Source organism: Xanthomonas sp. DAR 35659 (assembly GCF_041242975.1).
Lineage (GTDB): Bacteria > Pseudomonadota > Gammaproteobacteria > Xanthomonadales > Xanthomonadaceae > Xanthomonas_A > Xanthomonas_A medicagonis.
Genome location: NZ_CP162488.1, coordinates 927,212 through 941,968, shown reverse-complemented (window position 1 = coordinate 941,968; position 14,757 = coordinate 927,212). Strand labels below are relative to the sequence as shown.

Annotated in this window: 10 protein-coding genes; 2 read left to right on the top strand and 8 right to left on the bottom strand. The window is 69.2% G+C overall.

Annotation, left to right across the window (positions count from 1 at the left end):
* Positions 1-109 precede the first annotated feature (109 nt).
* Positions 110-1,156 carry a rod shape-determining protein gene (locus AB3X07_RS04060; protein WP_263112328.1) on the bottom strand — a complete coding sequence of 349 codons (1,047 nt, stop codon included), beginning with the start codon at positions 1,154-1,156 and terminating at the stop codon, positions 110-112.
* Positions 1,157-1,415: 259 nt separating this feature from the next.
* Here AB3X07_RS04060 and AB3X07_RS04055 point away from each other — a divergent pair, with 259 nt between their 5' ends.
* On the top strand, positions 1,416-2,348 hold the full coding sequence (locus AB3X07_RS04055; protein WP_369942983.1) for a carbohydrate kinase family protein: 933 nt from the start codon (positions 1,416-1,418) through the stop codon (positions 2,346-2,348).
* A gap of 340 nt (positions 2,349-2,688) precedes the next feature.
* On the top strand, positions 2,689-4,668 hold the full coding sequence (locus AB3X07_RS04050; RefSeq protein WP_369942981.1) for a sigma-54-dependent Fis family transcriptional regulator: 1,980 nt from the start codon (positions 2,689-2,691) through the stop codon (positions 4,666-4,668).
* Between the two features lie 27 nt (positions 4,669-4,695).
* Here the strand turns inward: AB3X07_RS04050 and AB3X07_RS04045 are convergent, their stop codons facing one another.
* The 7 genes from AB3X07_RS04045 to AB3X07_RS04015 form a co-directional block, all read right to left on the bottom strand.
* Positions 4,696-4,830, bottom strand: a complete 135-nt coding sequence (locus tag AB3X07_RS04045; protein WP_369942979.1) for a hypothetical protein — start codon at positions 4,828-4,830, stop codon at positions 4,696-4,698.
* Positions 4,831-5,379: 549 nt separating this feature from the next.
* Positions 5,380-7,776 carry a TonB-dependent receptor gene (locus AB3X07_RS04040; RefSeq protein ID WP_369942977.1) on the bottom strand — a complete coding sequence of 799 codons (2,397 nt, stop codon included), beginning with the start codon at positions 7,774-7,776 and terminating at the stop codon, positions 5,380-5,382.
* A gap of 15 nt (positions 7,777-7,791) precedes the next feature.
* A complete protein-coding gene (locus AB3X07_RS04035; RefSeq protein WP_369942975.1) occupies positions 7,792-8,901 on the bottom strand; it encodes an S-(hydroxymethyl)glutathione dehydrogenase/class III alcohol dehydrogenase in 1,110 nt (369 codons plus the stop codon).
* Positions 8,902-8,944: 43 nt separating this feature from the next.
* Entirely contained in the window at positions 8,945-9,988 is a 1,044-nt protein-coding gene (locus AB3X07_RS04030; RefSeq protein ID WP_369942973.1) for a beta-propeller fold lactonase family protein, read from the bottom strand.
* Positions 9,985-10,566, bottom strand: coding sequence for a c-type cytochrome (locus AB3X07_RS04025; RefSeq protein ID WP_369942971.1), 582 nt, complete (start codon positions 10,564-10,566; stop codon positions 9,985-9,987). Before AB3X07_RS04025 ends, AB3X07_RS04030 begins: the two co-directional genes overlap by 4 nt.
* Before the next feature lie 71 nt (positions 10,567-10,637).
* Positions 10,638-12,389, bottom strand: a complete 1,752-nt coding sequence (locus AB3X07_RS04020; RefSeq protein WP_369942970.1) for a quinoprotein dehydrogenase-associated putative ABC transporter substrate-binding protein — start codon at positions 12,387-12,389, stop codon at positions 10,638-10,640.
* A complete protein-coding gene (locus AB3X07_RS04015; protein WP_369942968.1) occupies positions 12,386-14,404 on the bottom strand; it encodes a methanol/ethanol family PQQ-dependent dehydrogenase in 2,019 nt (672 codons plus the stop codon). Before AB3X07_RS04015 ends, AB3X07_RS04020 begins: the two co-directional genes overlap by 4 nt.
* Between the last annotated feature and the right edge of the window lie 353 nt (positions 14,405-14,757).

Genomic DNA, 14,757 nt, shown 5'->3' with positions numbered 1-14,757 from the left:
GCACGATCAGGCCGGGGCGCGGGCAAGGCGGTGGAGACTGCGCCGGCAATGCGGGTGCGGAGGGGCCATTCGATTCCCCATTCCCCATTCCCGATTCCCGGCCTCACACTCACTCCGGCGCGAAGAACTCGTTGCCGTGCATGTCCACCAGCTCCAGCGCGCGGCCGCCGCCGCGGGCCACGCAGGTCAGCGGGTCGTCGGCGACCTGCACGTGCAGGCCGGTCTCCTCGGAGATCAGCCGGTCCAGGTCGCGCAGCAGCGCGCCGCCGCCGGTCAGCACGATGCCGCGCTCGGCGACGTCGGCGCACAGTTCCGGCGGGGTCTGCTCCAGCGCCAGCTTGACCGCCGAGACGATGCCCGACAGCGGCTCGTGCAGCGCCTCCAGCACCTCGTTGGAGTTGATCTTGATCATCTTCGGCACGCCCTCGGCGAGGTTGCGGCCGGAGATCTCCATTTCCTGCACTTCCGACTGCGGGTAGGCGCAACCGATCTCCAGCTTGATCCGCTCGGCGGTGGCCTCGCCGATCAGCATGCCGTGGTTGCGGCGCACGTAGTTGGTGATCGACTCGTCGAAGCGGTCGCCGCCGATGCGCACCGACTGCGAGTAGACGATGCCGTTCAGCGAAATGACCGCGACCTCGGTGGTGCCGCCGCCGATGTCGATGACCATCGAGCCGCGCGCCTCGGTGACCGGCATGCCGGCGCCGATCGCCGCGGCCATCGGCTCCTCGATCAGGTACACGTCGCGGGCGCCGGCCTCCTCGGCCGATTCCTTGATCGCGCGGCGCTCCACCTGGGTGGAGCCGGCCGGCACGCAGACCAGCACGCGTGGGCTGGGGCGCAGGAAGCGCGACTTGTGCACCTTCTTGATGAAATGCTTCAGCATCGCCTCGGTGTAGGTGAAGTCGGCGATGACGCCGTCCTTCATCGGGCGGATGGTGGTGATGTGGCCGGGAGTACGGCCGAGCATCTGCTTGGCCTCGGCGCCGACCGCGGCCACCGAACGGGTGCCGCCGATCGCCCGGTCCTGGCGCACCGCCACCACCGACGGTTCGTTCAGCACGATGCCCTGGCCACGCACGTAGATGAGGGTGTTGGCCGTGCCCAGATCGATGGACAGGTCGTTGGAGAACATGCCGCGGAGTTTCTTGAACATCGGGGGATTGGGTCCTGGGGCGCGCGCCGTCGCCGAATGGCGAAAAAATGGGCAGAAAACGAAGTCCGCTAGCCTAGCAACCCACCTGGGTGCGGGCAAGGAAAATTCTCGCTAAAACCACGCCTTGCGCGCCTCGGGCGACCCCGCCGCGCATCGTACCGGTGGCCCTGCGCGGCCGTAGCCGTTACCCTTTGCGCCGCGGCGACCCCGCGCCTCGCCCGCCTGAATGCGGGCTCATCCCTCCGCCAAGGCCTGCCCGATGTCCGCACTGATCTGTGGTTCCCTCGCTTTCGACACCATCATGGTGTTCCCGGACCAGTTCAAGAACCACATCCTGCCGGACAAGGTGCACATCCTGAACGTGTCGTTCCTGGTGCCGCGGATGCGCCGCGAGTTCGGCGGCTGCGCCGGCAACATCGCCTACAACCTGCACCTGCTCGGCGGCCACCCGATCCCGATGGGCACGGTGGGCCAGGATTTCGGCCCGTACCGCGAGCATTTCGAGACGCTCGGCATCGACCTGTCGCGGGTCAAGGTGATCGAGGACCTGTTCACCCCGCAGGCGTTCATCACCACCGACCACGACAACAACCAGATCACCGCCTTCCATCCGGGCGCGATGATGCGCAGCTACGAGAACCACGTCAGGGACGTGCCAGGCGTGACCCTGGGCCTGGTCGGCCCGGACGGGCGCGAGGGCATGATCCAGAACGCCGAGGAGTTCGCCGCGGGCGGCATCCCGTTCATCTTCGACCCCGGCCAGGCCATGCCGCTGTTCAACGGCCCGGAACTGCGCACCTTCATCGAGCAGGCCGACTACGTGGTGGTCAACGACTACGAGTCCAACCTGCTGCAGGAACGCACCGGCTGGAACGAGCAGGACATCGTGTCGCGGGTGCAGGCCTACATCACCACCCAGGGTCCGAAAGGCGCGTTGGTCTATACCCCCGAGAAGACCTACGACATCCCGCCGGCGCACGAGCGCCGCGTGGTCGACCCGACCGGCTGCGGCGACGCCTTCCGCGCCGGCCTGATCTTCGGCATCGAGCGCGGCTGCGACTGGCTAACCATCGGCCGCATGGGCAACCTGATGGGCGCCCTGAAGGTCGAGCACCCGGGCACCCAGAACCAGCGCTTCGACTTCGACGAATTCAACGACCAGTTCAAGCAGCAGTTCGGTTATGCGTTGTGAAGCCGGGATTGGGGAATCGGGAGTAGGGAATCGTAAGAGCGGGACCCCGGCATTCTGAGACCACGAAGAACCGCGCATCGCGCGGTTTTTTCGTTTTGGCCACAGCGCGGAACGGAATCGGCACCAGCCAAGCCGCTTTTACCATTGCCCATTCCCGCCCCCCAATCCCGGCTTTTTTGTTCTGACCGCAGCGCGAAACGGACTCCGCGCCAGCCAAGCCGCTCTTACCATTCCCCACTCCCGACTCCCCACTCCCGGCCTTTGCTGCACTGCGGTTTGAGCCCAGCACCCGATTGTGCGTCACTGGCGCCCTGATCCGGGGTCGGATCGAGGGGCGCACGTGTCGGAGTTGACTGTAGCCAACCTCCCGCAGGCCGCGGCCGCGGCGCCAACCGCCGCCGAGGCCGAGTCCGCCTTGCTGGCGCGGATGCGCCGGTTCCGCCAGATCGAACCGCTGCCGCCGGTGCTGGCGCGCTCCTGGCAGCGCTGCCTGGACGAGTACGGGCTGAATCCGGACGCCACGCCCTCGCCGATGGTGCACGACGGCAGCGGGCTGCGCGAACGCCAGCAGCGGCTGGAGCACCTGCTGCGCCTGGCCAAGGTGGAGATGGAGAACCTCTACGAGCAGATCGCCGGCGGCGGCTACGCGGTGGTGGTGGCCGACGCCGAGGCGACCGTGCTGCACAGCGTGCAGGACCCGGCGCTGCTGCGCGAGTTCCGCCAGACCGGACTGTTCTGCGGCGCCAGCTGGGCCGAACGCTACCAGGGCACCAACGGCATCGGCACCTGCGCGGTGGAACGCAGCGCGCTCGGCGTGCACCGCGGCGAACACTACCTGGCCCGGCATCTGCCGCTGTCGTGCAGCGGCGCGCCGATCCTGGACCCGCACGGCGAGTTGCTGGCGGTGCTGGACGCTTCCACGCCGGATGCGCGCGACACCAAGCTGGTGCAGCGCCATACCAGCGCGCTGGTGCGCATGTCGGCGGCGCAGATCGCGCGGTCGTATTTCCTGGAACAGTACCGGCACGCGTGGATCCTGCGCTTCCACAGCCGCCCGGAATTCGCCGGCCTGCTGCACGAGGCGCTGATGGCGATCGGCGACGACGGCTGCGTGCTGGCGGTCAACGAAGCGGCGCTGGAGCAGCTCGGCAAGGGCCAGCGCGGCCTGCTGGTCGGCCGCGACATCTCGCAGATCATGCAACTGGACTTCGACACCGTGGAGCAGCGCGCGCGCAACGACGCCAGCACGCTGTGGTCGATCCGCTGCGCCTGCCACGGGCGCCGCTTCTTCGCCCTGGCGCAACCGCCGCGGCATGCCGCCGACGCGCGTCCGCGCAACGCCGCCGGCGACAGCGAGGCCGCCTACGCGCGCGAGCATGTCGGCTCGGACCCGCGCATGCGCCACAACCTGGACAACGCCCTGAAGCTGGCCGCGCACCGCGTCTCGATCCTGCTGTGCGGCGCCACCGGCACCGGCAAGGAGGAATTCGCCAAGGCGGTGCACCGCGGCTCGCCGTGGTCGGCGCGGCCGTTCGTGGCGGTGAACTGCGCGGCGATCCCGGAAGCGCTGATCGAAAGCGAACTGTTCGGCTACGCGCGCGGCGCCTTCACCGATGCCGCGCGCGAAGGGCGCCACGGCAAGCTGCTGCAGGCCAGTGGCGGCACCCTGTTCCTGGACGAGATCGGCGACATGCCGCTGCCGTTGCAGACGCGCCTGCTGCGCGTGCTGGAGGAACAGAGCGTGACCCCGCTAGGCAGCGATCGGGCGATGCCGCTGGAACTGCACGTGATCAGCGCCAGCCATCGCGACCTGGCGCAGATGGTGGCAGCCGGCGAATTCCGCGAGGACCTGTACTACCGCCTCAACGGCGTGGTGCTGCATCTGCCGCCGCTGCGCGAGCGCAGCGACAAGGCCGAACTGATCCGCACCCTGCTGCGCGAGGAGAGCGGCGAGCGCGCCGTGCGGATCAGCGAGGACGCCCTGCACAAGCTGCTCAGCTACGCCTGGCCGGGCAACCTGCGGCAGTTGCGCAACGTGCTGCGCACCGCCGCGGTGCTGTGCGCCGACGGCGTCATCCGCATCTCCAACCTGCCGCAGGAGATCGTCGATGCCGACAGCGGGCCGTGCCTGGTCAACGGCGACGCGGTCGCCGCCGACGACATGCCCGGCCGCGCCGCCCTGGACAGCGCCGAGCGCCGCGTGCTGCAGCAGCAACTGGAACGGCACCGCTGGAACGTCAGCCGCACCGCCGACGCGCTCGGCATCAGCCGCAACACCCTGTACCGCAAGCTGCGCAAGCACGGTCTGGCGACGATGTAGCGCACAATGGCATTTGTAGGAGCGGCTTCAGCCGCGACAGAACGTCGGCAAAACCCATGATCCACAGGCAATGAGCGCTTCGAAAAGCAGGAAGCGGCGTTCGCGAAAGCGCTGATACACGGCGGCGGCGCTCGTTCGCGCTATCGGCTGGAAAATCTTCATTTACCGATCGCATTTCATCGCAACCGCAGGCTCGCCGGCTTCGATGTCGCGGCTGAAGCCGCTCCCACAAAGAAGTCGACGCCTGCCGTGGCGATGCTTGTTTGCGCTTGCAGTTTTGGGAGGAACTTTAGTCCCCGCTGCCGAAACTCGATCCTCTTCCGGCTTGCCTGTCGCGGCTAAAGCCGCTCCTACAACGGTGTAGCGGCGTTTGTAGGAGCGGCTTTAGCCGCGACAGAACGCCTGCAACCGCCATGGTGCATAAGCAAGATTGATTCGAAAAGCAGACAGCGTTGTTCGCGAAAGCACCGATGTGCCACGGCGGCGCTCATTCGCACTATCGGCTGAAAGAAAATCTTCATTTCCGATCGCGTTTCGTCGTCACCGGATGCTTGCCGGCTTCGATGTCGCGGCTGAAGCCGCTCCTACAAGAGCCGGTGTCTGGTGTCACGATGCATCCGCGCCGCATCGCTGTTGTGGCAGGGACTTCAGTCCCGACTGCCACCAAAGCCGGGCGCGCTCCCGCGTTTCCAAGCCCCCACCGCCATCCAGCTAGAACCGCCAGCGCAAGCCGACCTGATATTGCCGCGGCGCACCGGGGGCGACGAAGCGCGAGGGGCCGTCCTCGACGGCGGCGTCCTGCGGGCGCGCCAGCGCGCCATCGGGGAACAGATCCTCGGCGATCGCCGCATAGGTCTCGTAGCGGCGGTCGAACAGGTTATTGACCCGCAGGTACACCGACAGGCCCTCGGCGATCTGCCAGGTGCCGTGCACGTCGACCACCGCATAGCCGCCCGTGGACAGATCGTGGCGCGCGGCCTCCTCGCCGTCCTCGGCATTCTCGACCAGGCCATCCTCATTGCCGCTGGCTACGCGCCGCGAGAACGCGCGCAGATCCGCGCCAATCGTCAGCGGCGCCAGCGCCTGCCATTCCACACCCAGCTTCAGCGTGTTGCGCGGCAATCCGGCGATGCGCATGCCCGGGCGCAGATCGATGCTGCGTTCGCCCGATTGCAGTTCGCCGTCGCTGCGATAGGTGGCATCCAGGTAGCTGTAGCCGGCGAACCAGCGCCATGCGCCGCGGCTGCCGCGGTAGCTCAGGTCCGCGCCCTGGTAGCGGGTGCGGTCGACGTTGTCGAAGTAACCCAACTGGGTGTTGGGCGCGCGCAGGAACAGGATGTCGTCGCGATTGTCGGCACGGTACAGCGAAGCGTTGAACGCCTGCTCCGGCGACGGGTTCCAGCGCAGGCCCACTTCGTAGGTGCGCGAGACGATCTGCTCCAGCCGCGGATCGGCCTGCAATCCGGTCGGCAGCCGGCACGGTTGCTCCGGATCGGCGCACCCCAGTTCGATCGCGGTCGGCGCGCGGCTGTTCTGCGAGACCGAGGCGAAGGCGGTGAAGCCGCCCCCCAGGCGCTGGGTGATGCCCAGCGACGGATTGGCCTTGGCGAACACGAAACGCTCACGTGGCAGGGCGCCGTCCTCGGCGGTGGATAGCACGTTGCTCACCGCGACCCGGTTCCAGCGCAGCGCGCCGGTCACGTGCGTGGCCTCGCTCACTTCCCAGGTGTCGGCGACGAACACGCCGAGCGTGCTGCTACGGCCACCGACGCCGGAGAAGAATTCGCGCTCCTCGTCGGGATCGGCGACCACCGAGCGGTCGTCCTCCACGAATGCCTCCTGCTCGTACTGCCGGTAGCGCACCCGGTTGCGGTCGTAGGTGGCGCCCAGGCTCAGTGCGTGCGCGCCGGCCTGGCGGCTGAAGTTCAAGGCGACACCCTCCGCGTGCTGGCGCATCTGCGTGGTGTTGAGTACGCCGCTGTGCAGCGCATCGGCGTCGCCGCGCGCGACCGCGCAGTCGTCGTCCAGCGGCGTGCCGTCGGCGGCATAGCCGTCGGCGCAGTTCTCGACGAATTCCTCGTAGTCCTCGTTGATGTCGCCGTTGACCGTGTTGCGGCGACCCTCGCGGTAGTAGGCCAGCAGATGCAGCGCGGTGTCGGGATCGAACCGATGGTCGAACTGCGCGGTCAGCAGCGTGTTGCGGTTGCGGGTCAGGTCCGGCGAGGTATAGACCGCCCTGCGATCGGCCTCGTAAAGGCCCGGCGCGACGCCCTCGTCGGTGTAGCGGCCGCTGGGCAGCAGGCCGTTGCCGATCAGGCGGCTGCGCCCGTGCAGCAGCGACACGTCCCAGTCGGTGTCCTCGCCCTGCCGCCCGACCTTGCCGAACACGGTGCCGAGGCGGCCTGCCGACGCGTCGCGCCAGCCGTTCTCGTCGAAGCCGGTGACCGCGACGAAGGCATGCATGCCATCGCGCCCGGCATAGCCGTAGGACGCGTCCAGGCGCTTGCGCGCGCCGCTGCCGAACGACAGGTCCGCGCGCAGGCCGGGCGCGGTCAGGCCCGACTGGGTGGTGAACGCCAACGCGCCGCCGAGCGTGTTGGGGCCGAACAGCGGATTGGAGCCGGGCATCAGCGCGACGCTGCGGATCGCCGCCTCCGGCATCATGTCCCAACTGACGATGTCGGCGAACGGCTCGTTCATGCGCACCCCGTCCAGGTACACCGACACGCCCTGCGACGCGCCAGGCAACGCCGAGGCGCGGAAGCCACGGAAGGTGAGGTCGGTCTGGAACGGACTGCCCTGCACCTCGTTGGTGTCCACGCCGTTCATCCGCCGCAGCAGGAAGTCGCTGAGGTTGCCGGCCTGGCTGCGCGCGAGGTCGTCGGCATTGGCGGTCTGCACCGTGTACGGCAGGTGGTCGGCGTCGATCAGGGTGCCGGGGATCGGCGTGGCGGTGACCTCGACCCGGTCCAATGCGGTGACCTGCGCATCGTCGGCATTGACGGTGGCCTGCGCGCGGGCCTGGGTCGGCGCCAGGGCCATGGCGCCGACGATGGCCAACACCAGTGGGCTGGTCCGCGGAACGATGCTTCCTTCTCTGCTTGCCATGCCTGCTCCTTGTTGTCAGTAGAGAACGACCGACTTGATGCCCCGGCCCGCGCGGATCGCGTCGAAGGCGAGATTGATGTCCTGCAGCGGCAGCGTCTCGCTGATCAGCGCATCGATGTGGATTTCGCCGGCCAGGTAGCGCTCGGCATAGGCCGGCAGCTCGCTGCGCCCCTTGACCCCACCGAACGCGCTGCCGCGCCAGGCGCGGCCGGTGACCAGTTGCAGCGGCCGCGTGCTGATCTCCTGCGCGCTCGGCGCCACGCCCAGGATGATGCTCTCGCCCCAGCCCTTGTGGCAGCACTCCAGCGCCGCGCGCATCGCGCGCACGTCGCCGACGCATTCGAAACTGTAATCGGCGCCGCCGTCGGTCAGGTCGACGATCACCTGCTGCACCGGCGCGCCGAAGTCCTTGGGGTCCAGGCAATCGGTGGCGCCGAGCGCGCGCGCCAGCTCGAACTTGTCGCGGTTGATGTCGACCACGATGATGCGTCCGGCGCGCGCCATCACCGCGCCTTGCACCACCGACAGCCCGATGCCGCCGAGCCCGAACACCGCTACGCTGTCGCCCGGGCGCACCCGCGCAGTGTTGAGCACCGCGCCGATGCCGGTGGTGACGGTGCAGCCGAGCAGGCACACCTTGTCCAGCGGCGCGGCCGGATGGATCCTGGCCACCGCGATCTCCGGCAGCACGGTGTACTCGGCGAAGGTGCTGGTGCCCATGTAGTGCAGGATCGGCCGCCCGCGCAGCGAGAAGCGGCTGCTGCCGTCGGGCATCAGCCCGCGGTCCTGGCTGGCGCGGATCGCCTGGCAGAGGTTGGTGCGGCCGGAGCGGCAGAACTTGCACACGCCGCATTCGGGCATGTACAGCGGGATGACGTGGTCGCCGGGCCGCACGCTGCTCACGCCGATCCCGACCTCCTCGACCACGCCGGCGCCCTCCTGGCCCAGGATCACCGGGAACACGGCATCGGGATCGGCGCCGGACAGGGTTCCGGCGTCGCTGTGGCAGACGCCGCTGGCGACCATGCGCACCAGCACCTCGCCGGGCTTGGGCGGCTGCAGGTCCACTTCCTCGATGGCCAGCGGCTGGTTCGCCGCCCAGGCGACCGCGGCTCGCGTCTTCATTCGCCCCTCCCCTCCTGCGGCCGCGCTGCATGCGCGCCCGGCTTCACTGCGCGATGACCACTCCCCAGGGCAACTCGCCCACCGCGATCTGCTTGATCTCCTTCATCGTGGTCGTGTCGATGACGCTCACGCTGTTGGAGCGGCCATTGGCCACGTACAGCTTCTTGCCATCGGCGGTGAGCGCCGGGTTCCAGGGTCGCTGCCCGACCGGGATCTCGGCCAGCGTGCTGCGCGCGGCCGGATCGATCACGCTGACCGTGCCGGCGCCGCCATTGGAGGCATACACGCGGCTGCCGTCGCGCGCGATGGCGATGCCGGCGGTGCGTTGCCCGGCCGGGATGCTGGCCACGCGCCGGCGCGCGACCAGATCCACCACGTCCACCACGCCGACCCCTTCCTGCGCCACGTAGGCGGTGTTGCCGTCCGGCGCGAACGCCAGGCCGCGCGGATGGCCGCTGGTGGCGATGACGCCGACGGACTTGCCCGCCTTCAGGTCGATCACGTCGAGATCGTCGGAGCCTTCGTTGCTGGTCAGCAGCAGCGCGCCGTCCGGGCTGTACACGCAGTGTTCCGGCGCCTGCCCCTGGGTGGCGATGCGCGCGCCGATCGCGAAGCTGGCCGGATCGATCAGCATCACCTGGTTCTGCCCTTCCACGCACACCGCGAACTGGTCGCCGCCCGGCGACGCGGCGATGCCCTCGGCGTTCTCGCCGATGTCCACGCTGCGCAGGATCCGATCCTGCACCGTGTCCAGCTCCAGCAGCCGGTGGCCCTGCGCGTCGATCACGTACAGGTGCCCGCTCGGCCCGGGCAGCACCTGCTGCAGGCGCGTGCCGAGCTGGCCCTGCGCGGACAACGTGCGCAACACCACGTCCTTGTCGGTGTCGATCACCGAGATGGTGCCGCTGCGCTGGTTCGGCACATAGGCCAACGCCGGCGACGCCGCCGCGGCCGGCTTGGGTTGCGCGCCTGCGCCAGGGTCCGCGGCGTCGGTCGGCGCCGGTGCAGGCGCACGCTGGCAGCCCACCACGGCCAGCGCCAGCGCCAGCGCCGCGCCACCGAGCCTGGAGCGCGCGCCTGGCCTCATGGAGCGGCGCCCGCGGTCTTGTTGATCGAGTGGATGAAGGCCAGCAGCTTCTCGGTGTCGCCCTCCTTGAGCACCGGCGCGAACGGTGGCATCTGCCCCACCACCTTTTCGTGGCCGATACGGGTCTTGCCGTGCGCGGCCATGCCGGCGGTGCCTTCGTTGATCAACGCGCGCAGGGTGTCGTCGTCGTGACCGTAGACCCAGATATCGTTGGTCAGCGGCGGGCACATGCCACCGCCACCGGTGCCGCCGTGGCAGGCGCTGCAGCCGGCGGACAGGAAGATCTTCTTGCCTTCGGCGGCCAGCTCCGGGGTCACCTTCACCGGCGGGCCTTTCGGGATCGGGGTGACCGCGGCCGCCGGCGGCGTCGCGGCAGCAGCGGCGGGCGCGGCCGCCGGGGCGGCGCTTGGCGCTGGTGCGGTAGGTGCCGTGGGCGCGGGCGCGGCGGGGGCCGGCGCGGCGGCGGGCGTGGACGGCGGCGCATCCTTGCCGCAGGCGGCCAGGGTCAAGGTCAACGCGAGCAGGAACAGTTGCAGCAGATTCGGGACGGCACCGGAGCGGACGACGACATTGCGCATGGGAAAACAACCTTTGCGGGACGGTCTGTGGGGAAGGCCGCGGGTGCGGCCTGCGTGGAGCGATACGGCGGTCATTGCGTGCGGCGGTGTTCGGCCTCCGTCAGCAGTTGCGCCAGCGGCGCGTCGCCACGCTGTTGCGCCAGCGCCGCCGGCGTCTTGCCCTCCGGATCACGGGTGCGGGCGTCGGCGCCGGCGGCGAGCAGGCGACGGGTGGCCTCGTCGCGGCCGGCCGCAGCCGCCAGCATCAGCGGGGTGATCCCGGCGCGGTTGGGCCGGTCGGCCGCGGCGCCGTGCGCCAACAGCGCGTCGAGCATCTTCGGGTCGTTGCGCGCCACCGCGAACATCACCGGGGTGAAGCCGGCCGGATTGGCGCGGCGCACGTCGGCGCCGGCGCCGAGCAGCGCCTGCACCAGATCGACATCGGCGTAGGAGATCGCCAGGTCCAGCGCGGTCCAGCCATCCCTGGACACCGCATCGACCTTGGCGCGGCGCGCCAGCAGCTGTGCCAGGCTCTGCGCATCGTTGGACCACGCGGCCTTCATCAGCGGCGTCCACCCGTTGCCGTCGCGGGTTTCCACGTTGGCGCCCGCGGCCAGCAGCTCGCCGACCAGCACCGGCGCCTGGTTGCGGATCGCCTGATGCAGCGGCGGCTCGCCCAGCAGGTTGGGCCGGTCGGCGCTGGCGCCGTGGCGCAGCAACCAGGCCACGCGCACGCCATCTCCGGCGTCCAGCGCATGCGCCAGTTCCTGGTTGGGGTCGGCGCCACCGGCGATACGCAACTGCAACTGCGCCAGCATCTCCGAGGAGGCCTGCGCGCTCGGCGTGGTGACATCGTCGGTCGGCGTGTCGTAGCTGCCGTGCGAACGCAGCTCGCCGTTGACGATGCAGTCGGCGCAGGCCACCAGCGGCACGTGGTAATCGCGCAGGATCGCGCCGATCTTGCCGGCGCTGCGCTGCATCGCCGCGTTCAACGCATCGCGCAGCGCGGCGTTCTTGCGCGACACCGCCCACGCCATCGAATACTCCAGCACCTCGTCGTCGATGACGTTCAGCGGCACCACGCCCAGTCCGCCACGCGCGGCGTAGTAGCCGGCGACCGGACCCCAGGATTCGGCGGCGTCGAGCTGGCCGCCGGCGACGCGCTCGGCGAGCTTGCCCGGATGGTCCTGCGGCGAAGTCGCCGAATCGTAGAACAGGTATTGCACGTCGCCGGACACGCCATGGTCGAACAGCGCCTGCCGCGCCGGCGAACTCTGGAACACGCCGATCCTGAGTTTCTTCAGCGCCGGATCGTCCAGCGAGGCCGGCTGCAGCGCCAGGCCCTTGCGGGTCACCAGCACATAGGTGGAGCGGTACAGCGGTTGCGTGGGCAGGCCCATCTCGAAATCGCTGTTCATGTCCATCAGCACGTCGCACTTGCCGGCGTTGATGGTGCTGCGCGCCAACCCGCGTTGGTAGTAGGTGCGCCATTCGTATTGCAGGCGCCGGCCCATCGCCTCGGCGAGGACCTGCGCGATCTTGTTCTGGAAGCCTTCGCCGGCGCGGTTGGACAACGGCATGTTGCCCGGGTCGGCGCAGACCCGCAGCACCGGCGCATCGGCGGCGAGTGCGGTCGCGGGCGTGGCCGCGGCGGGCTTGGCGGCCGCACTGGAAGCCGCTTCAGGAACGCGAGCCGTCGCGGACGACGGCTCGCGCGTGCAACCTGCGGCGACGAGTCCGAGGCTGCAAAACAGCAGCACGGCACGCGCGCCCACGGACAGTCGCCGCGCAGCGAACGCCGTCCGGCGTTCGCCCGCACCGTGGACGCGTGGCCGCCGGCTCATCGCGCGGTCTTGGCCGCGGCGGCCGCAGCACCACCGCCGGTCGCCGCGGTGGCGGTCGCGCTGGCGGTGATGGTCTTGCCGGCGCCGTCGATGCGGAACGTATGCACCATGCCGCCCAACGGGATCTTGTCGAAGCCGTTGCTGAAGGCCAGGCCCGCGGCACCGAGCGCGCCGTACGGATCGCCCGGATCCAGGCCGCCGGCGACCGGCAGGCCGATCCAGCCGCCGATGCCGGAGAACACCGCCACGTACTGGTGGCCGTTGGCCTTGTAGGCGATCGGATTGCCGATGATGCCCGACGGCAGCTTGGTCTCCCACAGCTTCTTGCCGGTGTCCTTGTCGACCGCGCGGAACCAGCCGTCGAGCGTGCCGTAGAACACCAGCCCGCCGTCGGTGACCAGGGTGCCGCTCCACACCGGGAACTTCTCCTTGATCTCCCACTTGGACTTGCCTTCGACCACGTCGAACGCCTTGACGATGCCCAGCGCGCCGGGCTCGTTGGGCTTCATCATCACGTTGGCGAACACGTACGGCAGGCCCATCATGGTGTTGCCGCGTTCCTGCGGTTCCAGTTCCATGTGCCAGTTGTTGGTGCCGCAGAAGAACACCGCCGAATTGGCCGGATCCACCGAGCACGGCTGCTGGTCCTTGCCGCCCATCGCCGACGGGAACGCCTCGACCTTCTTGCCGCGCTCCAACGGCGAATGCGCGGCGACCTTGACCGGACGCCCGGTCTTCATGTCGATGCGCTCGGCCCAGTTGGCCGGCACGAACTTGTGCGCGCGCAGCAGGGTGCCGTCGCGACGATCGAGCACATAGGCGAAACCGTTGCGGTCGAACTGCACCACGGACGGCACCTGCTTGCCGTCGATGGTCAGGTCGACCAGGATCGGCTCGTTGATGCCGTCGTAGTCCCACTGGTCGAACGGCGTCTTCTGGTAGCCCCACACCGCTTCGCCGGTATCGATCTTGCGCGCGAACAGGGTCATCGACCACTTGTTGTCGTACTCGCCGGTATCGCACTCCTTCTGCGTGGTCTTGCCGCAGCGGTACGACGGGCTCCACAGGCCGGGATTGCCGGTGCCGTAGTAGACCAGCTTCAGTTTCGGGTCGTAGCTGTACCAGCCCCACGCCGCGCCGCCGCCGCGCTTCCAGCCCTCCTCGGGGAAGGTCTTCACGCCGAGGTCGCCGAGCTGGCCATGCTGCGGATTGGCCTTGTTGAAATCCGGACCCAGGCAGATGTCCTTGTCGCTGCCGGTGGCCTCGCACGACCAGGCCTGCTTGCCGTCGGCCAGCGCGTACGCGGCGACGCGGCCGCGCACGCCGAACTCGTTGCCGCTGATGCCGGCCACGACCTTGCCGTCGGCGATGATCGGCGCCATGGTGATGGTCTCGCCCTTTTCCGGATAGGCGAGCTTCTGCTTCCACACTTCCTTGCCGGTCTTGGCATCGAGCGCGATCACATCGCCGCTGAGGCTGCCGAACACCACCTTGCCGTCGGCATAGGACGCGCCGCGGTTGACCGTGTCGCAGCACGCCACCGCCACCGAGCGCTCGTCCTGCTGCGGGGTGTACTTCCACAGCACCTTGCCGCCGTCGTCCTGCGCGGCCAGGTCGATCGCGAACACGTTGTTCGGATACGCGCTGACCATGTACATGATGTTGCCGATCACCAGCGGCTGGCCTTCGTGGCCGCGGGTGGCGTCGGTCTTCATTTCCCACGACATCTTCAGATTCTTGACGTTGTCGCGATTGATCTCGGCCAACGGGCTATGCCGGGTCAGGCCGAAGTCGCGGCCGATGCCGCCCCAGTTGTCGGGGTTGCTGGCGGTGCTGGCGAACTCGCTATCGGTGTCGGCCGCCGCGGCAGGCGCGGGAGCGGCCGCGGCCGATGGCTGCGCGGCGGGCGCGGCGGGCGCCGCGGCCTCTTCCTGCTTCTTGCACCCGGCCAGCACCAGCGCGGTGGCCAGCGCGAGCAGCGTCCAGGTGCGGGTACGACATGGATGACTGTGCATCGTTCTACTCCCCTCGTTGAGTGCCGTGGCGCTTGCCGTCGGCCGATGCGGCGCGGCGGGATGCGGGAACATCGCGAGAAGAACGAGCAACCCACGTGCCAGCGCCCTGCTGCAGCGCGGCATCGCCGCCAGGACAGGCATCGCCGGCCCACGGGACACCAGCGCGGCCCCGTCCAGCGGCGGCGCTGTATCGATATCGCCACACTTTGTGCCACGGACCTGTATCGCGATCAGCGCAGCGGTGCGCTCGGCTGGCCGAGATCGGCACATCGGCGCCTCTTCTCTTGGAGCGTCGGTCTCATCCGACCGCGGTACGCCCCCGACCGTGGGTCTGGCCGTAGCTCTGGCTCTGG